The sequence below is a fragment of the Cytobacillus solani genome (assembly GCF_001420595.1).
GTDB classification, from domain to species: domain Bacteria; phylum Bacillota; class Bacilli; order Bacillales; family Cytobacillaceae; genus Cytobacillus; species Cytobacillus solani.
The window spans coordinates 3,859,145-3,884,256 of the sequence record NZ_LJIX01000006.1; the positions used below are offsets into that span (position 1 = coordinate 3,859,145).

At 37.2% G+C, this 25,112-nt stretch carries 23 protein-coding genes and 1 riboswitch; of the genes, 3 read left to right on the forward strand and 20 right to left on the reverse strand.

What is annotated here, in order from left to right:
* Positions 1–88: 88 nt before the first annotated feature.
* Together AN957_RS21140 and AN957_RS21145 are read right to left on the reverse strand one after the other, a co-directional pair.
* Complete coding sequence (locus tag AN957_RS21140) at positions 89–598, reverse strand: DUF84 family protein (protein ID WP_053477344.1); 510 nt, start codon at positions 596–598, stop codon at positions 89–91.
* A gap of 61 nt (positions 599–659) precedes the next feature.
* A complete protein-coding gene (locus AN957_RS21145; protein WP_056686038.1) occupies positions 660–1,733 on the reverse strand; it encodes a M42 family metallopeptidase in 1,074 nt (357 codons plus the stop codon).
* Positions 1,734–1,896: 163 nt separating this feature from the next.
* Between AN957_RS21145 and AN957_RS21150 the strand changes: the two genes are divergently transcribed.
* Positions 1,897–2,211: a PepSY domain-containing protein gene (locus tag AN957_RS21150; protein WP_053477346.1), complete on the forward strand. Its 315-nt coding sequence runs from the start codon at positions 1,897–1,899 to the stop codon at positions 2,209–2,211.
* 271 nt (positions 2,212–2,482) lie between these two features.
* Here the strand turns inward: AN957_RS21150 and AN957_RS21155 are convergent, their stop codons facing one another.
* From AN957_RS21155 to AN957_RS21185, 7 genes are all read right to left on the reverse strand, one after another.
* Positions 2,483–3,913, reverse strand: coding sequence for an NAD-dependent succinate-semialdehyde dehydrogenase (locus tag AN957_RS21155; RefSeq protein WP_053477347.1), 1,431 nt, complete (start codon positions 3,911–3,913; stop codon positions 2,483–2,485).
* A gap of 137 nt (positions 3,914–4,050) precedes the next feature.
* Entirely contained in the window at positions 4,051–5,424 is a 1,374-nt protein-coding gene (locus tag AN957_RS21160; RefSeq protein WP_053477348.1) for a hypothetical protein, read from the reverse strand.
* 88 nt (positions 5,425–5,512) lie between these two features.
* Positions 5,513–6,211, reverse strand: a complete 699-nt coding sequence (locus AN957_RS21165) for an alpha/beta fold hydrolase (protein WP_053477349.1) — start codon at positions 6,209–6,211, stop codon at positions 5,513–5,515.
* A complete protein-coding gene (locus tag AN957_RS21170) occupies positions 6,211–7,380 on the reverse strand; it encodes an acyl-CoA dehydrogenase family protein (protein ID WP_056686040.1) in 1,170 nt (389 codons plus the stop codon). The genes AN957_RS21165 and AN957_RS21170 overlap by 1 nt, the downstream gene beginning before the upstream one ends.
* Positions 7,377–8,957, reverse strand: a complete 1,581-nt coding sequence (locus AN957_RS21175; RefSeq protein WP_053477351.1) for a long-chain-fatty-acid--CoA ligase — start codon at positions 8,955–8,957, stop codon at positions 7,377–7,379. Before AN957_RS21175 ends, AN957_RS21170 begins: the two co-directional genes overlap by 4 nt.
* 59 nt (positions 8,958–9,016) lie before the next feature.
* Positions 9,017–9,859, reverse strand: coding sequence for a 3-hydroxyacyl-CoA dehydrogenase NAD-binding domain-containing protein (locus AN957_RS21180; protein ID WP_053477352.1), 843 nt, complete (start codon positions 9,857–9,859; stop codon positions 9,017–9,019).
* A gap of 13 nt (positions 9,860–9,872) precedes the next feature.
* Positions 9,873–10,637, reverse strand: a complete 765-nt coding sequence (locus tag AN957_RS21185; protein ID WP_053477353.1) for an enoyl-CoA hydratase/isomerase family protein — start codon at positions 10,635–10,637, stop codon at positions 9,873–9,875.
* Between the two features lie 251 nt (positions 10,638–10,888).
* Positions 10,889–10,987, reverse strand: a riboswitch (SAM riboswitch).
* Between the two features lie 126 nt (positions 10,988–11,113).
* Between AN957_RS21185 and AN957_RS21190 the strand changes: the two genes are divergently transcribed.
* Positions 11,114–11,935, forward strand: a complete 822-nt coding sequence (locus AN957_RS21190; protein WP_053477354.1) for a hypothetical protein — start codon at positions 11,114–11,116, stop codon at positions 11,933–11,935.
* A gap of 65 nt (positions 11,936–12,000) precedes the next feature.
* On the opposite strand, the gene AN957_RS21195 is transcribed toward AN957_RS21190, so the two are convergent.
* The 4 genes from AN957_RS21195 to trmB all read right to left on the reverse strand — a co-directional run bounded on the left by AN957_RS21195 (position 12,001) and on the right by trmB (position 16,273).
* A complete protein-coding gene (locus tag AN957_RS21195) occupies positions 12,001–12,804 on the reverse strand; it encodes an enoyl-CoA hydratase/isomerase family protein (protein WP_053477355.1) in 804 nt (267 codons plus the stop codon).
* 107 nt (positions 12,805–12,911) lie between these two features.
* Complete coding sequence (locus tag AN957_RS21200; RefSeq protein WP_053477356.1) at positions 12,912–14,285, reverse strand: sigma-54 interaction domain-containing protein; 1,374 nt, start codon at positions 14,283–14,285, stop codon at positions 12,912–12,914.
* 33 nt (positions 14,286–14,318) lie between these two features.
* Positions 14,319–15,437 (reverse strand): enoyl-CoA hydratase/isomerase family protein, encoded by a 1,119-nt coding sequence (locus AN957_RS21205; RefSeq protein ID WP_056686044.1) that lies wholly within the window; start codon positions 15,435–15,437, stop codon positions 14,319–14,321.
* 197 nt (positions 15,438–15,634) lie between these two features.
* Entirely contained in the window at positions 15,635–16,273 is a 639-nt protein-coding gene (gene trmB / locus AN957_RS21210) for a tRNA (guanosine(46)-N7)-methyltransferase TrmB (RefSeq protein WP_053477358.1), read from the reverse strand.
* 261 nt (positions 16,274–16,534) lie between these two features.
* Between trmB and AN957_RS21215 the strand changes: the two genes are divergently transcribed.
* The gene (locus AN957_RS21215) at positions 16,535–16,813 is read left to right on the forward strand and encodes a YtzH-like family protein (protein WP_056686048.1); all 279 of its coding nucleotides are present in this window, start codon (positions 16,535–16,537) and stop codon (positions 16,811–16,813) included.
* Here AN957_RS21215 and AN957_RS21220 read toward each other — a convergent pair.
* The 7 genes from AN957_RS21220 to pepV form a co-directional block, all read right to left on the reverse strand.
* A complete protein-coding gene (locus AN957_RS21220; protein WP_053477360.1) occupies positions 16,801–17,589 on the reverse strand; it encodes a phosphotransferase family protein in 789 nt (262 codons plus the stop codon). The two genes, AN957_RS21215 and AN957_RS21220, sit on opposite strands and share 13 nt — an antisense overlap.
* Positions 17,590–17,806: 217 nt before the next feature.
* Entirely contained in the window at positions 17,807–19,963 is a 2,157-nt protein-coding gene (pulA, locus tag AN957_RS21225) for a type I pullulanase (RefSeq protein WP_053477361.1), read from the reverse strand.
* A gap of 24 nt (positions 19,964–19,987) precedes the next feature.
* Positions 19,988–20,935, reverse strand: coding sequence for a diacylglycerol/lipid kinase family protein (locus tag AN957_RS21230; RefSeq protein WP_053477611.1), 948 nt, complete (start codon positions 20,933–20,935; stop codon positions 19,988–19,990).
* Positions 20,936–20,970: 35 nt separating this feature from the next.
* Positions 20,971–21,960: a nuclease-related domain-containing protein gene (locus tag AN957_RS21235; protein WP_053477362.1), complete on the reverse strand. Its 990-nt coding sequence runs from the start codon at positions 21,958–21,960 to the stop codon at positions 20,971–20,973.
* Positions 21,961–21,996: 36 nt separating this feature from the next.
* Positions 21,997–22,569, reverse strand: a complete 573-nt coding sequence (gene thpR, locus AN957_RS21240) for an RNA 2',3'-cyclic phosphodiesterase (RefSeq protein ID WP_142108589.1) — start codon at positions 22,567–22,569, stop codon at positions 21,997–21,999.
* 157 nt (positions 22,570–22,726) lie between these two features.
* The gene (gene dat, locus AN957_RS21245) at positions 22,727–23,584 is read right to left on the reverse strand and encodes a D-amino-acid transaminase (RefSeq protein ID WP_053477364.1); all 858 of its coding nucleotides are present in this window, start codon (positions 23,582–23,584) and stop codon (positions 22,727–22,729) included.
* Positions 23,585–23,612: 28 nt separating this feature from the next.
* Entirely contained in the window at positions 23,613–25,031 is a 1,419-nt protein-coding gene (pepV, locus tag AN957_RS21250; RefSeq protein ID WP_053477365.1) for a dipeptidase PepV, read from the reverse strand.
* Positions 25,032–25,112: the final 81 nt, after the last annotated feature.

Here is a 25,112-nt window from a genome sequence, read left to right on the forward strand (position 1 = left end):
TAATAGTCTGACAACCCTTCATTTTGAATGATCAGGCTTATCGTAATTAATATACTAGAAAAAGGGTAAAAACAAATCACTTATTCCGTCATTTTTTCCGGTATTCATACTGCCCGATCAATAGCTTCATTACATGTGAGAACATGTCAGATCGGCTAATCTCCCCATCAGTAAAAACACCGATTGCTCCTTCTTTTTTCCTAATATCATTTTTATTTGTAAAAGCATCCATCACAGGACCAAGTTCCTTACCTGCTACTAGTTGTGCTGCAACAGCATCAGGCAGTGGAATTCTTGCTCCCCCAGCTATAATTGGCGGTTCCCCTTTCACAGCTAGTGCGCCCCAGTTACATAAAAACAAGCCATATTCAGTGTCTTGCACGCCACCTTCAAGCCCAATACCGATTTCACCATTTCCTGCCTCTAACGCTCCGTAAGCCCGATTAACCGCACCCTTAATTGTTTCTTCATCTGAAAAAGGTTGATCATTCACCCCAGATGGAATATCTAAAGTTATATACTCTGCTTCATACCTTTGAAATGCACCTTTAACTGCCTTTATCTTCGCAGGATTTTTTGATCCAATAATGATTTTCATGAAACTTAACTCCTTTTTACAGAAATAAAAAAGAGGCAACCTCATGTTGCCTCCCAAAAGCTTAGCTGTTTTGTCGAATGGTTTCAACTGTTGTACGGTCACATGCCTTCACTAGCTTAACAATTAATTCTTTAGCAGCCGCATAATCATCAATATGAATGATTGAAGCATGTGTATGAATATAGCGGGAGCAAATCCCTATTACTGCACTAGGGACTCCTTCATTAGAAACATGTACACGGCCCGCATCTGTACCACCTTGGGAAACGAAGTATTGGTAAGGAATCTTATTTGATTCTGCTGTATCTAAGACAAATTCTCTCATTCCGCGATGAGTTACCATTGAACGGTCAAGAATTCTTAGAAGCGTTCCTTTTCCTAATTGACCAAACTCATTTTTATCTCCTGACATATCATTCGCAGGGCTTGCATCCATTGCAAAGAAGAGATCAGGATTGATCATGTTAGCCGCCGTTTGCGCTCCTCTTAGTCCAACCTCTTCTTGAACCGTAGCTCCGGAATAAAGAATGTTCGGAAGTTGAATATCCTTCACTTCTTCTAGCAATTCAATTGCTAGTCCGCAGCCATAACGGTTATCCCAAGCTTTTGCAAGAATTTTCTTCTCATTTGCCATCGGTGTAAACGGACAATTAGGGACAATTTGCTGTCCTGGCTTAATACCTATTTTTTTCGCATCCTCGCGATCATCCGCACCAATATCAATCAGCATATTACTAATTTCCATCGGCTTGCTGCGTTTTGCTTCATCTAAGAGGTGTGGTGGAATAGAACCAATTACGCCTATCACTGGTCCATTATCTGTCATAATTTGTACCCTTTGTGCTAGCAGCACTTGGCTCCACCATCCGCCAAGTGTTTGAAAACGAATCATCCCGTTCTCTGTAATGGAAGTAACCATAAAACCAACTTCATCCATATGGCCTGCCACCATAATTGTTGGTCCATTTTCGTCTCCTTTTTTCACACCAAAAATACCGCCTAGCTTATCCTGAACTACTTCATCTGCATATTGGCTAAGCTGCTCACGCATAAAATTACGGACAAAATGCTCATTTCCCGGTGCACCAGGCAGTTCGGTTAATGTTTTGAAGAGCTGCAATGTTTTTTCGTTCATCTTTTTTCTCCTTGAATTAGAATAATATTATGTATTCTTTTATTTTACAGAACTTTCACAGCACTTGCCACTAATTCAATTTTTAACATCCCGTAATTTTTGGTAAGATGGTTAAGAAGCTTAGAAAGATTGGCATGAATATTACTTTATGGAGGTGTGTCATATGAACTGGAAATCATTTTTATTAGGTGTTGGAGTCGGATTAGCGAGTGGATATGCAGCAAGGGAGCTGCTTGCACAAAAAACATCTGTCTCTCCTGAAAGAGCATTGTCCAATGCAAAGGACGCATTCAAGAAAAATGGACCGATCAGCGGTTCATGGATCCAAATGACGAAGGAACCCTATAAAAAAGGGCATTTAGCATACGAAATATATCGGGGAGGCATATCAAGAAAAATCGGTGAAACACAGGAGCAATTTGAATTTATTGCAGATGCTGGCACAGGAATCATTCTTGATGCTTACAAGCTCAGCTAAAAGAAAATTAGCGCCAGTTACCATTAAATCCATACATTAACACAAAACAAGAATAGTATTAGAGGTCTATTTCGCTTTTTTACATTACATCAATTATTTTTTCCAAATGATTCAACTCTGATATTTTCTTCATTTACACTTTCTAAAATCACATCTCGCAGAAAAACCAGCCTTGCTCCACGAGATGTGATTTCTCCTAATTAAAGGAAAACAATTCAATATATTTTTATTTCCTTTAATTTATCTTTGTAAGATGAATTGGCATGTAAAGCTAGATCGAAAATCCTCCTAGTTTTGTTTCAAGATACTCTTCGATCCCTTCCTTACCACCTTCTCTTCCCAATCCACTTTCATTCATTCCCCCGAAAGGTGCTGAAGCAGCGGTAGGGTTAATGTCATTAATACCAATTATACCAAAGTTTAATTCCTCAAATGCTCTCATCGCTTTCGAAATATCTTTCGTGTAAACATATGCAGCAAGACCGTAATGTGTATCATTAGCCATCTCTATTACTTCTTCACTATTGTCAAAAATACTAATAGGAGCAACTGGGCCAAATGTTTCTTCTCGAAAAATTCTCATATCTTTATGAACCCCCGATAATATCGTTGGTGCATAAAAAACTCCTTTGTCTAACCCATTTTCTTTCAGTCTATATCCACCTAATTCTAACGTTGCGCCCCTTTCCACTGCATCCCTTACTTGTCCATCAACTTTCTCAATCGCTGCTTCATTTACAAGAGGACCGATACTAATACCTTCCTCCAAACCATTCCCTGCCCTTAATTTTCTGACTCTATCAATAAGTGTATTTGTAAATTCTTCAGCAATTGAGCGATGTACAAATATCCTATTTGGGCTAATGCATGCCTGCCCCGCATTTAGAAACTTCACTAGTGCTACTCCTTTTGCAGAATGGACAGGATCTGCATCCTCATAAACGATAAATGGCGCATGGCCCCCTAGTTCCATAGAAACTCTTTTTACATTCCTTGCTGCTTTTTCAGCAATAAACTTACCTACCTCAGTTGATCCAGTAAATGTTATCTTTTTAACTGCAGGATTAGTTAATAATTCATTACCTACCATTTCAGCATTTGTTGAGGAAATTAAATTTACTACCCCATTTGGAATCCCGGCATCGTCAAAAACTTTAAATACTTCCATCGCACACAAAGGTGTTTCTTCTGCAGGTTTTAAAACAATTGTACAGCCCGCAGCAAGAGCCGGAGCAATTTTCCGAGTTATCATAGAGACAGGGTAATTCCATGGAGTGATTGCACCCACCACCCCTATTGCCTTTCGGATTGAAATAAATCTCTGATCCCTTCTTGATGAAGGAATCACTTCGCCATAAACACGTTTTGCCTCTTCTGCATACCATAAAAGAAAATCTGCAGCATATTGAACTTCATTACGTGAAGATTTCAATGGCTTTCCTTGCTCTAATGTCATTAATTGAGCAAGTTCCTCTTTCCGCTTCATCATGATTTCATATGCTCTGTATAAATAACTAGAACGTTCATAAGCGGTAAGTCGCGACCAATTACGAAAACTTGATGCAGCCGCTTCAATCGCCTTTTTTGTATCGTTTCTATTTCCGTCTGCCACTTTATTAATTTCCTGGCCATCTGCCGGATTAAAAACAGGGAAACTATTTTTCGATTCTGATTCAGTCCATTTACCATCAATATAAAGCAAATTAAAAACCTCCTTATAAGAGAAGCAGTAGTGTTAGACAATTGTCTAATCTAAAAGTTATACTTTCAAGATAATAAAAAAAGAGAGAGTAACCCCTCTTTTTATCATAACATTCTGAATTATTCGTCCGCAATTTATTATGCTATCCTTGTTTCATTTACCTTTTTATCTTCATCCTTAAACCAATTTCTCTCAAGTAGAAGCCATAATACAATTCCAACACCAAGCCCCCACGCAGCACCTTGTGTTGCTAGTACCGCTCCTACAATTACTGCAATTCCTTTCTCTAGGGTGCCTTTCTCTTTTAATACGTCCATTGCTAGGTAGCCGCATAAATACCCTTGTATGAGCATTGTCAGTGCCATTCCAATATTGATTCCAGGCTGAAAGATCGAAACAACTGGTCCAAGCATTAACGCAATACTCATTCCCCAAAAAATCCCTGTAGCTCCTCCCCAATAGCTGTCCACCTGACTTCGGCCATTACTCATAAACCTATTTACAACAAGCACCTGTCCAGCAGTCCATTGCGGACCGGATAAAGGTAAATAAGGCATAAATATCCCTTCAATAAAATTACGAATTGAAACAATAATACTATTTCTGCTAGCACTAAATACAATTCTTTCATCCTTCCGAACTTCATTTGCGTTATTTAGAAGGGAACTGACAACTAATATATCACCAAAAGCAATAATATAGGCTGCAATCGCTAACGGTAGCGCTTTCAAAAAATATTCAAAAGGTGGAAAACCTACTCCGAAAATACTATAATTAGCAATGATTTCTCCTATTGGGAGTGGTACTAAGTTCCAAGAAATATTTGGGGCAGCTACTTCGCCGATCACCAAACCAAAAATATATGATACTGCAAAAGGGATTGCTATTCCAAATTGAGCTATATACCGAAAAAATGAATATTTTTCCCTAAGTGGTGCAGCTGTTCTAGAAAACATCATAAAAAATCCAAACGCTGCACCCAACAGGATGGTAACTGGCATTGTCCAAACACGGCCATTTGCTGAAAACTCTCCATAAATGGCAGCAAACCCAGCTCCTAGCAAAATACCAGCTTTTAGTGAAGTAGGCAGCCGTTTAACTAAGATGTCTGCCCCTTTAAATAGTCCCATTATTAAAAAAATAAGAGCCACTGTTAATTGAAGTGCTATTAATGCAAGAATTCTTGCATCCCCTTCTGGAAAACCAACCAGAAACCCAACGTACAGCGGTATTCCCGCTGTAATCCACCCTGCAATTGAGGGATCACCGAAATGAGTATGGAGAAGATAAAGAAAGTTATTAATAACGACGAAGGCAATCGCCAATTCAAACGGAATACCTAGCACATCCATCATTACAGCTGTTATGCCCATTGGAACTACACATAATATTGCACCTTGAATCCAATCAGGATATTCAAGTTTATAATGAATAAATGGCAACCTTAACTTTAATGGTCCTAGCATTGAAGGTTGCTCACTGCCATCTTTCCTCTTTTTATATAGACCCATCTTCCCACCCCTTCATATTGCAATTCGTTTTTAAGTTAAAACTCCTCTTTTCTCATGTTGATTTCTATGTTTAAAGCATTATTTGCATTTATACTGTTTGTTTCTCAACTATTTGTACAAACTCATTTAGTGCATTATGAAATTCCTCTTGCTTTTCCAGCATTACATAATGACCTGAACCCTCAATCTCTAAAATGTGCATATCAGGTTTAATATTCCTTAGTAAATCTCCTGCCCCCCTAGGCAATAGCTTATCTTGACTGCCTAAGATAGCACATATTGGAATTTTTAGAGATGATAATACTGCCCTTCCCTCCAAATACTCAGTACATGCTTGAAAATCAGCATGAGTGATTTCTATTGGCACTAAGTCCAACTCTTGTCTTTCCTCTTCTAGAAGTGATTCACTCACCTCTTTACTATACGATGCATGAAATAGAGATTCTGGGAATTCACCATCGGCCAGTTTATCAAGTATTTTTGGGTGTACTGGTAGTTCATAGAAGCTTGCTACAAGAACTAATCCTTTCACTTTTTTGTTTCGCGCAGCTAATTCAATGGCAATTAAGCCCCCCATTGAGTGCCCGACCACGATCGTATCTTCTTGAATAGATTGATCAATATAAGCAGCATAATCTTGAATAGAGGAAATAATATTAAACTCGTTATCTCCATGTGCAGGCAGATCTATTACTTCATATACCGAAGATGAAAAATTCTTAAGTGATCTCCATTTGCTCCTTGTTCCCCCTGCACCATGAATAAATAGTAGTTTTAAATTCCCCATTATTTACCTCCTAAAATTGTTCTTGCAATAATAACTCTCTGAATTTGATTTGTTCCCTCATAAATCTGTGTGATTTTTGCATCTCTCATCATTCTCTCAACATGGTACTCTTGAATAAATCCATATCCACCTAGAAGCTGAACAGCATCTGTCGTCACCTTCATTGCAACGTCTGCAGCAAACATTTTTGCCATTGAGGATGCTTGTGTCAATTCCGGGTTTTTCCCAGTAGCTGTAAGTTCGTTCACTTTCGAAGCAGCTTTATACACAAGACCACGTGCAGCTTCTATCTGTGTTGCCATATCTGCAAGCATGAATTGAACCGCTTGAAATGAAGAAATATTTTTCCCAAACTGTTCCCTTTCTTGTACATATTCTAATGCAGCATCGTATGCTCCTTGGGCAATTCCCAGAGCTTGTGCAGCAACAGTAGGTCTAGACTTATCAAAGGTTTTCATGGCGATCATCCAGCCATCTCCCTCATCACCAATCCTATTTTCTATAGGAATTCTACAATTATCAAAATATAGTTGGGCTGTTGGTGATCCTTTGATTCCCATCTTTTTCTCCAGCTTTCCTACAACAAAGCCAGGGGTATCCTTCTCTACTACAAATGCTGTAATTCCTTTAGCCGTCTGTGCAAAAACAGAATATACATCTGCTACGCCACCATTGCTAATAAACATCTTTTGCCCATTTAAAATATAGGAGTCCCCATCTCGCTCAGCACGAGTTTTTAAACTCTTTACATCAGATCCTGCATCTGGTTCTGTCAAAGCGTAAGCCGCAATCTTTTGTCCAGTCGCTAAATCTGGAAGGAATCTTTTTTTCAAAGCATCATTTCCACCGATAATAATTGGCAATGAGCCTAATTCTTGTACAACAGCCACCTGTGAAGAAGAGGCACAAACGCGGGAAATTTCCTCGACAATCAAGCAAAAACTAAGTAAATCAAGCCCCAATCCACCATATTCTTCAGGCATATTTGCACCAATATATCCATATTCCGAAAGAAGGTGCAAAATATCCATTGGATATTCAGCATTCTCATCAATCTCAATTGCTCTTGGTTTAATCCGTTCCTGTGCTAAACGGTGAATTTCCTGTTTAATTTGAAGATGGTCTTCAGATAAATCAAAATTATTAAATACGATTTTTTCGGCGTTCATTGAACTCCCTCCTCGCTATATTCCGAAAGCTGTTTTGTAAGGACAAACTTTTGCATTTTTCCGCTTGTAGTTTTCGGGAGACTTTCCACAAAGTAATATTCTCGTGGCCTCTTATATTTTGCTATTTTTTTTCCTTCAACTAAAAACCTATCAATTGTTTGTTTCGTTATATTACTTCCTGGTTTTTTGACTACGAACGCAACAACTGTTTCACCCCAGATTGGATCGCTTTTCCCAATTACCGCTACTTCTAATACCTCTGGATGCTCAAGTATTTGATCCTCCACTTCTCGCGGATATACATTCTCAGCTCCAGTGTTGATCATATAATCCATGCGGTCTTTAATCCATATATAGCCATCAGAATCTACATAGCCCATATCCCCTGTATGATACCAGCCGTAAGCAAGTGCCTTTTCAGTTGATTCTGGACGGCAATAGTATTCTTTCATCATACATGGACCTTTGACTAAGATTTCACCAATCTCTCCAACCAAACATTCATTTTCTGGATTTGTAGGTCTGCCATTCTCCTCAATACGGCCAATCTTTATTTGATGGGTAAGTATTGCTTTTCCAGCTGACCCTGCTTTGTTCAATTGTTCGTCTGGATACAAAACGCTCATCACAGGTCCCATTTCTGTTGTACCAAACATCTGCACCAGATCTGCATTTGTTTTCTCTTGAAATCTCCTGATTAATACTGGAGCCATTGATGCTCCCCCGTAACCCAATAATCTGAGAGAGGATAAATCAAATGCATCAAAATTCGCAACATTTAGCAGCATATTCACCATCGTTGGTGCCGCAAAGATATGTGTTACTTTTTCTTCATCAATTGTCCTTAGCACCTTTTCTGCTTCAAAATGATGCATGATAATAGTAGTTGCCCCCACCATTACTCTTGGAAGAAATGATGTATGTAGCTCCGCTGTATGATTTAAGGGTGCGACTGAAAATCCAATATCATTTTTATTCAATTTCATACATTCAATCATTAAAAAATTATGATGAACCATGTCTCGATGTTTATGGATTACCCCTTTAGGGCGGCCGGTTGTTCCACTCGTGTACATCATGATATAAGTATCATTTTCAGTTACATGAACATCTGGCGCTGTCTCATTACATTTTTCTAACATCTTGTAAAAATCAATTGAACCGATCGGAACATCCTTATCCGTATATATAAACTGTTCAACTTTGATTCCTAATTGAATTGTCTCTTTCACAGTTTCTGCCACTTCTTTTTCAAACAAAAGCACCTTAGAACCGGCGTTGTTTAAAATAAAATAAAGTTCATTTGCTGTTAAACGATAATTAATTGGATTAAAAACAGCTCCAAGTTTTGCCGAAGCAAATAATGCAATAATAAATTCACTATTGTTATAGAGAAAAGTAGAAACAACATCTCCCTTCTGTACACCCAGTTCTGCTAATGAGTTGGCAAATTGATTAATTTTTTTATTTAATTCTTTAAAAGTAAAGTGCTGATTTTTCTCTTTATAAATAAGAGCTGATTTATCAGGATAATTATGTGCCGACCATTCTATTATTTCTCCGACCGTTGTTGTCATCTCTATTCCTCCTTTGTTCAATACTCAACTTTTAATCTACCTCTACCATTATCAAACTCTTAATATTCATAAAATCCTTTTCCCGTTTTTCTACCTAAATGCCCCGCTCGAACTAATTTTCTAAGTAGCGGCGCTGCTCGATATTTTGAATCCTGTGTTTCTTCATATAATGAATCCTGAACAAATAATAAAGTATCTAACCCAATTAAATCGGCTAGGGCAAGCGGCCCGATTGGATGGTTCGCACCTAGCCTCATCCCTTTATCAATATCATCAGCACTAGCTACACCTTCCTGTAACACAAAAATTGCCTCATTAATCATAGGGACCAAAATACGATTAACTGCGAACAATGGTGATTCCTTGACAGCAACAGCCTCCTTCCCAAGGGATTCCACCAGCTCTTTTGACCTTTGATAGGTTTCTTCAGTTGTATCATATCCTTTTATGAGTTCTACCAATTTCATTACTGGTACTGGATTAAAAAAGTGGAATCCCATTACTCTACCAGGATCTTTCATTACACTTGCAATTTCTGTAATACTCAATCCAGATGTATTACTTACAATAATTGCTTTCTCATTAACTATTTGATCAATTCTCCTGAAGATTTCCTTTTTTAGCTCCATGTCTTCACTTACTGCTTCAATGATGAAATCAGCTTCTGCAATGCTTTCCCACTCAGTAGAAGTACTTAATAATTGTTCGTATCCATCTATTGTTTCTTTATTGGCTCTTCCTTTTTCAATAGCTCTGTTCCAATTTTTACCTATTTGTTTTAAGCCTCGATCAAAATATGCCTTTTCCTGTTCTATTGCAATTACTTCGTACCCAGCCTCAACACATACTTGAGAAATACCCGATCCCATTGTTCCAAAGCCAATTACACCTATTGTTTTCATATGATTCTCCTCCTTAATTTCCTGTAAATGATGGCTCTCTTTTTTTCAAAAATGCAACTACGCCTTCTTCCTTATCATCTGTTAAACATATATCTCCAAATAATTTCGCTTCTAGTTGTTGACCTTCATTTAAAGACACTTCCGCTCCCATATTGATTGCTTCCTTCGCCTTTTGTACAGCGATAGGTCCTCTTGAAGCGATAATATTTGCTAGCTCAATCGCTTTAGATAATACATTGTCCTCTGTTACCTCCTCAATGAGGCCGTAATTATAAGCTGTTTCAGCAGAAATGAACTCACCAGAAAAAATTAACCTCTTCGCCATTCCTTGTCCAATCAGCCGTGGCAGTCTTTGTGTACCTCCATACCCAGGAATAATTCCAAGCTTTACTTCTGGGAGACCAAATTGTGAGTGATTAGAAGCAATACGAATATCACAAGCAAGCGCAAGCTCTAGACCTCCACCTAATGTGAATCCATCAATGGCAGCAATCACAGGTTGTGTAAGATTAGCTATTCGATTAAATACTGCCTGCCCCCTCAAACAAAGTGCTTCCCCTGCTTCTGATGTTAATCCAGGAAATTCTTTAATATCCGCACCAGCTACAAATGCTTTTGTGCCAGCACCTTCGATAATAACAACTCTCACACAATCTCCAATTTGCAGAACAACTTCTTCTAAATCATTAAAAACATCACGATCTAAGGAATTCACAGGGGGGGAATCGATAGTAATAATCCCAATATTATCTTTCTTTTCATACCTGACTTTTCCCATATTCATCACTCCTAATTTTTCTTGACCTTCAAATTTAAACTTGCAATTATCGTGCCAAAAACTAAACGTTTATTTATCTAAAATAAAGTGAAATTAAATCATCTATCCCCATTATCAATATTTAAATGTTTGCAATAACTGTTTCCAAATGACACAACTTTGTTTCTATTTGACACACTTGTTATTCAGAAGAAACAATAAAAAAACCCCCTTCATTGCAAAGAAGAGGGAAAAACTACTAGTAACACCTCTTCTTATCTCTCAAGCGATGCTTGCTGGATTTGGCACGGTACAATAAGTCCGTTGCCGAGGTGTCATTGGGCCAGTCCCTCAACCTCTCTTGATAAGAAAATATTTAAAATATTCAATTTATTAAACTTGTCCCTTACTTTATAATGAGTAAAAGAGAATGTCAACTACTTTCAATTTATTTAAACTATTCACCGTAAACAAATATAAATCAGGGAGTGAACATTATGGAAGTTTATGCATTAAGTGGGTCAAGTGGGACAGGGAAAAGTACCAGTGCCTTATCTTTTGCGTACAAAAAAAGAATCCCAGCAATCATTGATGATGGCCTCTTAATATTGAATGGGCAAAAGATTGCTGGTTCATCTGCGAAATTCGAAAAGAATTATATTTCAGCAGTAAAAAGAGCTACTTTTTTTGATGATCAGCATAAGAAAGAGGTTCAACAAGCCATTCATAGTCATTTTATCGGCAAAATCCTAATCATTGGAACTTCAGATAAGATGGCAAATTTAATAGCCAAACGCTTGGAGTTAAGTGAAATTAAACATTATTATTATGTTGAAAACATACGTTCATCTAGTGAAATAAAAATAGCACAATATGTAAGAAAGACAGAGGGAAAGCATGTGATACCTATACCATATAAGCAAGTTGATCAAAATTTCTTTAAGAAATTAATTTATAAAGGAATGGAGGTTTTTTCAACTAAGGAAGAAAGAATTGGAGAAACAACAATCGTTTATCCTGATTTTCATCATGGAACTATTAAAATCCATAAAAAGGTTTTTAAGCAACTTGTTGAATATATTTGTGTTAACTTTAAAGAATTTGTGAATTACGAATCCGTTTCAATCCATTTACAAGGACTCCCAACACTAAATTTAAACGTATCCATTAGTTTTCCTATTCATAATAATATTCTTGAGAAATTAACAGCTCTGCAAATGGAAATTTATCAACATTTTCTTGACCATATGAATATTGAACTATACGCAATCAATATTTCAGTTATCAAAATAGAGAAAGGAAGCCCTCTAAGAAGATGAGCTTCCTTAAAAAAACAGGTGTAGCATTCGACATAAAACTGAGCAGGGGAAGATTGTAAAATCCTTTAATTTGAAATTGAGCGTCGAGAAAAACGTGGGATTCGTTTTTCAACAAACGCAGCTACTCCTTCCGGAAAATCATAATTATCTACAAAAGGCGTCGTCCCCTTCCATAATTCTGGTACACTATTCACACATTGACTTACAGATTGCTTGACAGCTAGTAATGAAGAAGGTGCTTGAGAGGCTACCAGCTTACCCATTCTAATTGAATAACGATCTAAAATGTCATCATTCACCAAGTAATTTAGCATTCCTAAACGATATGCTTCTTCCGCTTTTAATACTCGTCCTGTATACACCAAATCCTTCGTTAGACTTGGGCCAATTAAATTAACTAGGCGTTGTGCAAATTTATTGTTTAATGTAATTCCCAATTTTCCTACAGGAATACCTAATCGGGATCTACCGGAACCAATCCGTAAATCACATGCTAAGGCCAACTCAAGACCAGCTCCCATCGCTGGCCCATTAATAACGCCTATTGTCGGAATTGGTAAATTCTCAAATGTTGAAATAGCCTCTTCCATTAGGATAAAAGAGTTTTCAGCTTCTTCTAGTGACATTTGATGAAACTCTTTAATATCTGAACCAGCTGTAAATTGTTCCCCTGCTCCCCTTAAAATCACAACCTTATTTTTGGGATTTTGCAAAATCTTTTGTCCTATTTCAGTTAAATATTTCCACATCTTTGCGGTTAATGCATTTCTTTTTTGGGGCCTGTGTATAGTGATAATAGCTAATCCAGCTGTTTCTTGATAGATAATTTTGGCTTGTTCAGCTTTCATTCTTTGAATATCAACTTTCATTTGTTTTTCCTCCTTGTCAAAATTATTATAATTTAATGCAAATTTCATGCCACAATTAATTGTACTAATAATAAAATGTAACAAGGGAAGGAAACTATTTAATTTCCTTATTCAATTTGATATTTTTTCAGTTTAGTATAAAAGGATTTTCTGCTTATCCCTAGTTTCTGAATTGCTTCGGTTCGATTTCGGGTATTTTTTATAATAAACTCAATATGTTCTCTCTCCATTTTTTCTAAAAGAACGTCTAATTTGGTCGTAAATAAGGGCGAAACGATAGATGGGCTAATTTTATTATTAGAATTAATTGATGAAGGATGTCTATCTAAGAAGAAATATTCTGGGAGATCGTCTGATTCAAAAAATTGTTTTGTACAAACGACAAGCATTCTTTCTAATACATTGACTAATTCTCTGACATTTCCTGGCCACTCATACTGTTCCATAATCCGCAGTACTTCTTCACTCATTCTTACATGCTTGCTATATTTTAAACATAACTCATTGAGAATTGTATTTGATAAAAAAGGCAAATCTTCCTTTCTATTCCGTAGAGGTGGAATATGGATTGGAACAACATTAATTCGATAATATAAATCCTCTCTAAACTGTCCAGCTTTAATCATATCTTTTAAATTTCGGTGGGTTGCACATATGATTCTTACATCAATCGAATAGAGCTTAGTTCCGCCCACTTTTTGAAATTTTCGCTCTTGGATAACTCTAAGAATCTTCGCTTGCGAATTTAATGACATTTCTCCAATTTCATCTAGAAGGAGAGTCCCGCCACTTGCCATTTCAAGAAGTCCCTTTTTTCCACCTTTCCTAGAACCGGTAAATGATCCATCTTCATACCCGAACATTTCACTTTCAAATAAAGAATCGGGTATTGAAGCAATATTAATAGCGATATATGGTTTATTATTTCTTTTGCTAGCTTCGTGAATAGAATTTGCGAAGATTTCTTTACCTGTTCCACTTTCCCCATAAAGAATAACAGATGCATCCGTATCGGCCACTTGCTTTGATAACTGAACGGCTTTTTGCATTACGCTTGATTTACTTTCAAGCTTATAGAAATATCTTCTATCTAATTGCTCTTGGAGATAGGACAAATCCCGTTTATATTTTGTTAATTCATCCTGAACTTTAGTTAATTCTGTAATATCCTTCATGATTGTAACCACACCAATCATTTCTCCATTCTCAATTAATGGTGTGATATTTGCACACACATCCTTTTTTAGAGAATGGACGTAACTGCAATCATTGATCAAGGATTTACCGCTTTTTAAAACTTCTAAAATCCGAGAATCCCCTTCTATTTCCTTTAGCTTTCTGCCAATAATTTTTTTGGCAGGTACTTGAAATTGTTCAGAATAAGCTTTATTTACAAAAACGATTGTACTATCCTTTACAATAACAATAACTGCATCATGGAGTGATTCCAAAATAGACAGCAAATGTTTTTCTAACTTCATATAACCTCTCCTTTATTAGCAGCATCATCTCTACTAATTATCGTTGGGGCTATTAAACGGATTACATCCATTTTTCCAATCAACTTGAAAGAATTGGTCAATACTTTCATCACTAATTTCATTAAAAGAATCTGGGTTCCATTTTGGCATATGATTTTTATCCACCAATACTGCCCGGACTCCTTCGAAGAAATCTTTAGTATGTAAAAAATTTAGAGCAACTTCAGTATCCATTGCAAAGCTCTCCCTAAGGGTTTTTCTTTTCCCTCTCTTCATTAATTCTAGAGTTACTTTTAATGATGTAGGTGATTTCTTAAGAAGAGTGTTCTTCGTTTCTAACGCCCAATCATCTCCATTACTAGCACCCTCATCTAATGAATTTATTATTTGTTCTATCGTTTCATATTGAAAATACTGATTAATTTTTTCCACATTCAAGTTATGAGGTAATTCATGAGATCTCACACAAATACTTTCTAAAAATTCAACTAGTTTTTCCTCTACATTTTCCGGTTTCCATACATGTGCCTTTATAAACTCCTCTACTTCCATCAATCTACTACTATCAAGATAATAATCTGCCATATCTGTAGATAGAATATCCCCTTTCAAAATTATCTTTGCTGTTAATGCGAGATATAATCCAATTCTACCGGGCATTTGATTAAGAAAATAATTCGCCCCTACATCAGGAAAAAAACCAATATTCATTTCAGGCATTGCCCATTTCGTTCTTTCTGTGATTACTCTAAATCGAGCGCCAACAGAGAGACCCACGCCTCCTCCCATTACAATACCATCCATAAATACTATTACAGGCTTGTTATATTCATGAATGAGCAAGTCCATTTTATACTCAGTTGTAAAATATTCTTTAGGGACCATACTATCAGAATTCAGTTTTACACTTTCATATATAGCCCGGACATCTCCACCTGAACAAAATGACTTTTCACTTTGACTCTTTACACAAACCAATGAAATGCTTTCATTATGAGCCCACACCATTAGTTGGTTATAAATATCTTTAACCATCTGAAGGGATAGTGCATTTAAAGCTTTAGGACGATTTAGTATGACCCATCCAGCCCCATGGTTCTCTTCAAACAAAACTTCATTTTCAGCCATCATAATATATACTATTCCTTCCATTTTTATATTTCCAAGATGAATATACATAATTTTCTGTATTATCACTAATTATAACATATTATTTTAAGTAAACTGTCGATTAAAACAAACTAGCTGTTATCAGAGAATTTGCTTCCTACACTACTTATTAATTCCCTTTTTCGTAAGTACCTGATCATTCGAAAAAAATAAGCTTATCCAATTGGATAAGCTTAACTTTATCTATATTGAACTTCACAACGATAAATACGATTTCCTTTATTAGAGAACTTCTCTTCGTATTCAGTCATAATATTCCCATCAAAATTACTATTGTGAAGGTCAAGACTTACATACTTCAATAGCAGCCCATATTCAGAGAAGCTAGTTAGAGAATATTCAAATAGTCCTTGATTATCTGTTTTAAAATGAATTTCCCCTTGATCAACTAGGATCTCCTCATATGTTTTAAGAAAGGTTTTGTAAGTTAATCTCCGCTTAGCATGACGTGATTTTGGCCAAGGATCTGAGAAATTCAAATAAACTCTATCCACTTCTCCTTTTTCAAAAAAAGTATGGAGATCATTTGCATTAACATTCATAAGTTTTACATTTGGTAATTCAGCTTCAATAATATGGTCAAGGGCGGTAACAATCACGCTGTCTTGTAACTCAATTCCAATATAGTTAATATCAGGATTCGCCTTCGCCATTCCGCTAATAAAACGGCCCTTCCCAGTTCCAATTTCTATATGAAGCGGCTGATTTTTTTCAAATACTTCATGCCATTTCCCCTTCCATTGATCAGGAGATTGAATGACATATTGCGGATACTCAGCAAGCTTTTCCTTTGCCCATGGTTTATTTCTTTGTCTCATACTTACACTCCTATAAAAGTTATATCGCTCAAACATTATCATGCAATTGGCAGTGATGCAATTAGAAAAACTTGACATTCGCTAAATTTTTCGGCGAATGCCTTAGTTTTTCTTATGCATTCAGAATTTATGGATATAAATTCTGATTAGCAAAAAAATGACTGGTAACATGACTGCTTCTTGGTGAAACATGTATAAATCGAAAAAGGAACTCACAACCTAAGGTGAATTCCTTTTATTATAGTTGAAAGGGTGTCGATCATGCCAATTAATCAGCAGGATCAGCTAAATTTATTAAAAGATATATTAAGCAACCATCAAACAGATTGTTACGGATCAGTATCAGAATGTGAGCAGCTTGAACGATTAGTTAAATCATTAATTAGCAGTCCGAATGTAGACCAAAGTGCAAAAGCAGTTTTAGAAGAAATATATAATTACAGTCAGAATGGAATTAACTCTTCTCAATTGGACAATCATATCGAAATGCATCAGCAAGAATTGTCTGGATGGGTAGATTCAATTAATCAATTTTCATAGGATCTATGAAGGTCTGTAAGGAACTGGATCCATTTATCCATTTCCTTAAACCTGTTTTTGCCTTTATGCCATTGAATGGAATTAATCGTTTGTGCGATTACATACCATTTCATACGTAACAGTAAATCATCTGTCAGTGTTAAACCGTACCGATTAATCCATTCATCCCATTCTTGTTTCGGAATATACCAATACAATAGCATGCCAAGATCAATGGCAGGATCAGCTATCATTGCTCCATCCCAATCAATTAAATACAACTGGTTGTTTTCTGCCAGCAGCCAGTTGTTATGATTGACATCACAATGGCATACGGTCATCTCTTCACAATGAATATGATCGATTTCCTTCTTTAAAAACTCGATTGATTGGACAATTACATCCATATTCCTTAACTCAGCATCCAAATCTTCTTCAATGATTTGAAGGATAATTTCCGCGGTTAGAGGGGATTTCCCTAGTCTTTCGAGCATGCTTAGTAAAGGCTTAGAGCCATGGATCTTTTTCAGCAGCCTAGCGACTCGTTCATTGTTCATGTCTGCTTGCTTAAGTTCTCTTCCACTTTCCCATTGCTGGGCAGTGATAACGTCCCCATTTTCCAGTCTCTTTGTCCAAATAAGCTTAGGAACAATTCCCTCAGCGGATAGTACAGCAAGAAATGGAGATGTGTTCCGTTTCAGAAACAGCTGCTGCCCATCATGCTTAGCAAAAAAGGCTTCACCTGTCGCCCCACCCGCGGGAACAATCTCCCACTCTTGTCCTAATATATATTCCAAAATTGTTCACCTGCTTAGTAGAAAAGCGCAAGCGCCTAGCTCATCAACAAGGGTAAATAGCCCTTTGCATCTAGGATAAGCTGCTTACGCTAGACAATCTATTTCAAATAACTTTTCATTTCAAAAAATAAAGATAGCTATCGCTTTACGATCTCCCAATAGCTATCTTTATAAATTTTATCTCTTTCATGCTTTTAACGTCAAGCTTATTTATTTTTCACTTGCTTACAAGGACGTACGAACATATAGGAGGCAACTCTAGCGTATTTTTTTCTAGCTTCCTTTTTGGCTTCACATTCGCAGTTTGGTCATCCGCAAGTACCAGCCATAGCCCATCCGGAAGCTCGACAGTTTTTTGTGAGAAGGAAGGATTAAAAAATACAATAATCTTTGCCCAATCCCCATATTCATCAACATCATTTAAAAAAAATCCAATTACTGGCTCCTCAGCCGGAAGAAAACACATATGCTCACGTATGTGCTTCTGATTAGAGAACCGAAAGGCGCCATGTGACTTGCGAATCCGAATTATTTCACGAAGATAGATTACATTTGCAGCAAAAAAGGATTTTCGATCCCAATCAAGCTGATTTATTTCATCGGATGATTGATAACTATTTCCTTCCCCTTTCTTCGTTCGAAAAAACTCCTGCCCGCTATGCAAAAAGGGAATTCCTTGTGAAAGCAGCACCATTACTGTTGCAAGTCTATGCTGCTTTTGCCTTGTTCCCTTACTTAGAGACGCGGAACAGACCGCTAATTTATCCCATAATGTGTGGTTATCATGTGATTCTACGTAATTGACCGACTGAACAGGGGAGTGGAATAATCCAGCCTCAGTTTTTTCCATACCAATACTTCCGGCAAGAACTTGTTTAGCTGCCTCATAATAATGGACATTTCCAAATGCATAGCCTTTATCATCTAAATGAAATGTACTCCCTTTAACCGTATCCCTGAACCAATCATTAAACTGGCCAATTCTCGGAAGACTTTCTTGGTTGCGAATACAAGCCTTCTTATCAGCGGAAATTGGTGTATCCAAATCCCAGCCTTCTCCAATAATAAGAATGGAAGGATCAAATGAATCAACTGCTTTCCGGATTTCATTCATTGTTTCAATGTCCAAAATCCCCATCAAGTCAAATCGAAAGCCATCTATTTCGTATTCTTTCAGCCAAAACATAACCGAATCAATAATAAATTTTCTTCCCATCAGCCGTTCTGAAGCAAAATCATTGCCTACGCCTGTTCCATTGGAAGGCATTCCAAATTCATCATGACGAAAATAGTAGCCGGGAACAATGTTTTCAAAAGATGAGCACTCTCGAATATATACGTGATTATAAACAACATCCATTATTACCCTTATTCCTTGTGTATGGACCGCATGTATCATTGCTTTCAATTCTTTAACTCTTGCATATGGATTAGAAGGGGCTGTGGAAAAGCTGCCATCAGGTGCATTAAAATGCAATGGATTATAACCCCAATTGTATTCATCCGTATCCTTTCTTTCATCAATCCCCTCAAAATCATTAATTGGAAGAAATTCAATATGCGTGATACCGAGTTCCTGTATATAGGAGAGCCCTGTTGGCGTTCCGTCTATCGCCACAGTATTCAGCTCTGCAGCACCAAGATACGTACCTTTATTTATGATTCCGCTATTTGAATGGATGGTTAAGTCCCTTATGTGTGTTTCGTAGATAATCGCATCAGTAGGTTGTTTGAAAAGGGGAAGGGGGGGTTTTGTCATTTTTGTTTTGTTCAGATCAATGACAGCAGCATATTCTCCATTGAGGCTAACCGACGTAGCATAAGGATCCGCTGCCTCTCTCCATTCTAAATTTACAAAGACTTGAAAGGAATAATAATAGCATTCAAGATCTCCTTTTACAGTTACGTGCCATACACCTTTCTCCTTTCTCATCATCGAATGAAATATTTCACTCTTTGATGTATCTGTTGGGAGCAATTTTAATTTCACCTTTGTTGCAGTAGGCGCCCACAGCTTGAATAACGTGTGATCTGAATGATAAAAAGAACCTAGTAGGCCATCATAGAAAAACTCTTTATCAAAAGCAGCTGTGCGAATGACAGCGCCTATTTGCAAGTCTGTTTTTTCACCATGCTCATCAATTACCCAATATTGTTCACCAATTACTAGTTTTTCTTCTATCTGACAAGTATATTTAACGCTTTTTTCTAACGGTATTCGATTCATAATTGTCAGAAGAACATACTCATTCCTATTCATTTTTCTAATAGAAAATTTTGAAGAGCTCCCTCCGAAATAATCTTTAGGAAGTAAGATCGTAATGATTTGCATGTCATCTAAGTAAGCAGAAAATTTTCGATTAATCGCTTTCATGATCTTACCTCCAATTTCATGTATTTATTCCATTCCACTTGCCTTTGAAAGGATTGGAAGGAATCTTCGGCAAGTAATGGTTGTCAATGGAGTACAGCCGATATCCTCACCATCTGCATGAGCCTGTATCGAATCAGGAGAAGAAATTCTAATCTCACTACCAGTAAACGTCTCCACTTCCTTGAATGCAACATGTCCTCCCCAAAAAACAGTAATAAATACAAATAAGAGCTTCAATCTTGATAAATTATGGACAACAGTAATATTTAGCTGACCATCAAAAGGGGAGGCATTAGGGGATATTTTCATTCCTCCGCCAAAAAAAGGCTGATTTGAAACAGTTACAAACCAAGTGGAATCAAACGCAATTTTTTTCCCATCTATAATTATTTCAATGGATGATCGTTGATAGGTAAATACACTTTTTAGCAAAAAATAAACATAGACTAGCTTTCCTAGAGAAACACGGTTTAACAGCTTTTTAATTTTTGAAAGATTTACTTTCCTTGCAATATGAGCATCCAGTCCAACACCCATATTATTGACAAAATAGATGTATTCTTCATCTTTATTCGTTATCCTCCCTAAATCAATTAGTGAGGCTTCTTCCTTCAATTGTCTCAAGAGATGGTAGAGCGCAGCAACTGGATTTCTTGGAATGCCAAATCCTCTAGAAAAGTCATTACCAGAACCACCAGGAATATATGCAAGCTGGATATGCTTGTTAACCACTGCCCCATTCACCACTTCGTGCATTGTTCCGTCTCCTCCAACAACAACGATGACTACTTTTTTCCCTGTCTCTTTTTCGGAAATCAACTGAACAATTTCTTTTCCATGGCCGTGATACGCTGTAAAAAAAGCCTCGTATGAAATATTTTGTTCATCAAGTATTTTTTCTAGTTTTCTCCAAACCTTTTGACAACGGCCATTTTTCGCCTGAGGATTAATGATAAAATAGAGCTTTTTCATCACATTATTCTACCTTCTATATAGACTTTGTCTAATTATTCTTCTTCAGAAATCTCCCATTCAAGCCTTCTAATTGATGTCGTTTGGCAATATTGCAATAAGCTTTGGGCTGCTTTAAGCTGTACATGTTTCAGCGGAGAACGAAGATTTCTCATGCTTTTAAACCATTCCTCATAATTTCTTTTTTCAATCATTTGGACATCAAAGGGAACTGCAGGATGGTCAATGTATCCATTTCTGCAAAGAACCGCCTTATGTATCGGCAAATCGATTTCATTCATGCGGAATATTTGGTGAACAATTTTCGCTGTTCGATTTAATGCTAATAATGGATTCAACACCTTTTTCTCTTCGCCATTCACCCGTTTCACCCAGAAGCGTTCTTTTGATCCGATAAAAACGGAAGAGTCTTCTTCCTCTAGAAGACTAATACACCAGACGCCTGTCGGACTTAAAATAATTGTTTCTACCTCCACTGGTGCCTTTTTCAACAAAAAAAGCGGTAAATAGAGAACGAGAAACGTATCAGGAAATCGTTGAAGAAAGAACTTTAATCTCTCATCAAAATAAAATCGTTTATCCACAAACGATTTTTCAGTCAAAGTAGAGCTCGCCCATTTCATTTGAAAGCGGAATAATTGATCCAGGAATTGATGCTTTAATTCCTCCACTGAATCAGGACGATAGGTAAAGTTTGTTTTGAATTGAAGAATTGCTTCGTCTCCACTTTCATCGTTGTTATGATCCATTTGATCTAGGTTTAACAAATCTTCCTCTTCATTATCCTTCTTCCCTAGCTTCCATAGCCCTTTTAGCTTATCTATTAAAGGTTTTTTCTCTTCTTCAAGCCAATCAGGATTTTCTTCCTGCGAATGGTTCATAAAAAAAGAATCATCATTATTATCCCACGCAGCTTTCAACTTTTCCCATTGATGCTTTTTAAGCCTGACATAGCGGGATGGATATAAATAAATATTCTGTTCATACCGTGAAACGTAATCTTGCATTTTAATTAACTGTCCCATTTATCTTGCCTGCCTCATCATGTCTCTAGTATTCATTTATTCTTCTAGCAGCGGGTATGCTGCTATTTTTTCGTATTTGGGGAATCGATCAATATGTGTTTGATACAGAACAACTTCCTTTGCTTGAAAAGTAAGAGGTGCGTTTATGAAAGGATTATTTTGTTTCAAACAGTACTCCTCGAATGGATTACTTCCAGTCCATTTTCTTGCTAAAGTAATATGTGGCTTATAGGCCCTAGTCTCTAATTCAAATCCAGCCTCTAGGCAAGCAGAAAATACGAGTTCACGAATCTTCGTTAATTGCTCCTCTTTCGCTGTATCTGCCCAAAATATTCTTGGTGAATCCTTTTTCCCAAACACACCAAGCTGATTAATATGAAGAGGAAAGGAGCTTTGTCCATTTAACTGTTTAAAAACCAGCTTTGTAGCTTCCTTAAGCTTGTCCTCTGATGCAACACCTAGAAAGGCCAATGTGATATGATAATCCTCTTGGTGAACCCAACGCTGAAAAGGAAGCTTTTCCTTTATAGTTAAGCAGAGATTATTTAATTCCTTCTTTACTTCCTCTGGTAAGCTAACAGCAAAGAAAAAATGAGCTTTCCGATCCATTTTCATCCTCCATTAATTAACCAACATTTGCACTTATTTTAGCAGAAGTTGGAGACAGGTTCTACTCTATTCAGCAGTAATGATGAATATTGGTCCAGACAGAAAAAAGCAAGCAATGATTTCATATGAACATTGCTTACTTTTTTCCAAAAATTTTTTAGCTAATGGTGCCGCATTCCTTTTCAATTTCTTTAACAAAAAGTGCCTGTAAATGCTCCGTAATTGGACCCAGGCTGCCATTCCCCACTTTTTCTCCCTCGATTTCAACAATTGGTGTAATTTCAACTGTTGTTCCTGAAAGGAAAACTTCATCCGCACTCTTTAGATCATCAACTGTGAAAGGGGTCTCAGAAGAAGGAATATCATTATTCCTGCATATTTCCAAAACCTTCTGTCTTGTTATCCCGTTAAGAATTAAATTGTCAGCAGGGTGTGTGATTACTTTTCCATTTTTGATTATTGAAATATTCGATAAGCTTCCTTCGGTTACTACTCCATCACGGTGCTGGATTGCTTCAAAGCAGCCTGCCTCCACCGCTTTTTGTTTTGCCATTAAATTACCTAGTAGATTCAAACTTTTAATATCACATAGAAGCCAACGGATATCCGCGTTCAGAATCGTCTTTACCCCTGTTTTCATATTTTCAACAGGTCTCCCCACTTCCTTTGAATACGCAACAAAGGTTGGAGAAACATCATTTGAAGGAAATGCATGATTTCTTGGGGCTATTCCTCGTGTCACCTGCAAGTACAAGGTTCCTAAATTAAGCCTATTTTTATCAATTAAGCTTTCAAGCTGTTGCTTTATTTCAGAAACTGTATAAGGAATATCCATACCAATCTTCTTGCCGCTATCAATAAGGCGTTCAAGATGCTCCGTACCTGTAAACATTTTCCCGTTATATACACGGATCACCTCGTAAACGCCATCCCCAAATTGGTAGCCGCGATCTTCAATATCTATTTTTGCTTCCGAACGGTTAATGAACTCTCCATTTACTATAACGTATGTCATTTTCCCTTGACTCCCTGCTTGTATATTTTTATTTTGCAAGTTCATATATAGCCTGTGCATAAATGGCTGTTGCTCTTAGCATGTCTTCAATATACATATATTCATCCTTTTGATGGGCAATGTCCTCTCTTCCAGGGAACAGCGGACCGAATGCCACACCAGACTTCAAGGAACGGGCATATGTTCCTCCGCCAATTGAAAGCAGTTCAGCCTTCTCCCCTGTTTGTTCCTCATATACACTCTTTAACGTTTGAATGAGAAAATCTTCCTCAGCCACGTGATGAGGCTTTGAGTCAGTAAAGTTTTCAATTATAAAGTTTTCTTCTTTTAGTAAACCTTCAAGTCTGCCTTTTGTATCATCCATATGATTCGTAACAGGGTAGCGAACATTTAATCCAAGTCGACCGCCATTCTCCTGTGTATAGGAAAGCTTTCCTACATTGATTGTTAAGTCACCTGTAATGTCGTCTGAATAGGCGATACCAAGCTTCTTACCTCTTGACTCATCATAGAAATATGTAGTCGCAAACTGAAAATAGTGACTTGCCTTCGAGTCAATTTTCAATTCTGATAAAAACTTAGCCATGTAGAGACCTGCATTTTTTCCATTTTTCGGCTCCATTCCGTGGGCAGAAACCCCTTCCGCCTCAAGAATTAATACACCGTTTTCAATGTAGTATTTTCCAGGCAGTTCATTCTGTTTAAGAAAATCAGCATACATTTGCACGATCTCTGTTGGCTCATTATTCACTTCAAGTGAAGCCTTTGCAAAGTCTGGAACCATATTATATCTTCTGCCAGATTCGAAAGAGAGCACAGCTGCCTTTATTTCTCCATCGTACGTAGAACCTTCTCCACTTTGGACAAGGTCGAAATCAGCTATCCCTTTTTCTGCATAGATGATAGGGAAATCAGCATCTGGTGCGAATCCCATTGCCGGCATTTCCTCATGTTCAAAGTAATGATCTACACAACGCCAATCACTTTCCTCATCCGTTCCAATGATCATGCGTACACGCTTATTTAGTGGCAGTTCAAGCTCCTTCACAATCTTCATCGCATAATAAGCAGCCATCGTTGGGCCTTTATCATCAATGGCTCCTCTTGCAAATATTTTGCCATCGCGGATTTCGGCACCATACGGATCACTTGACCAGCCATCTCCTTCTGGTACGACATCCACATGACAAAGAATCCCGACAATTTCCTCACCTTGTCCAAATTCTAAATGTCCTGCAAGGTTTCCAACGTTCTTAGGTATAAACCCATCTTTCTCGCCAAGCTGAAGCATGAAATCTAACGCTTCCTTTACCCCTTCCCCTAATGGAGCATCTTCTGTTGCTTGATCTTCGTCCAATACACTTTTTATTTGCAGAAGCTTTTTTGCATCTTCAATCAGTGCGTCTTGTCTTTGTTCCACTTCTTTTTGCCAATCAATCACGTTCATTACTAATCCTCCAGTGTAAGAAAAAAATTAAATCTATTTAAAATTATATCAATTCATTTTTCCTTATGCACCATCATACAC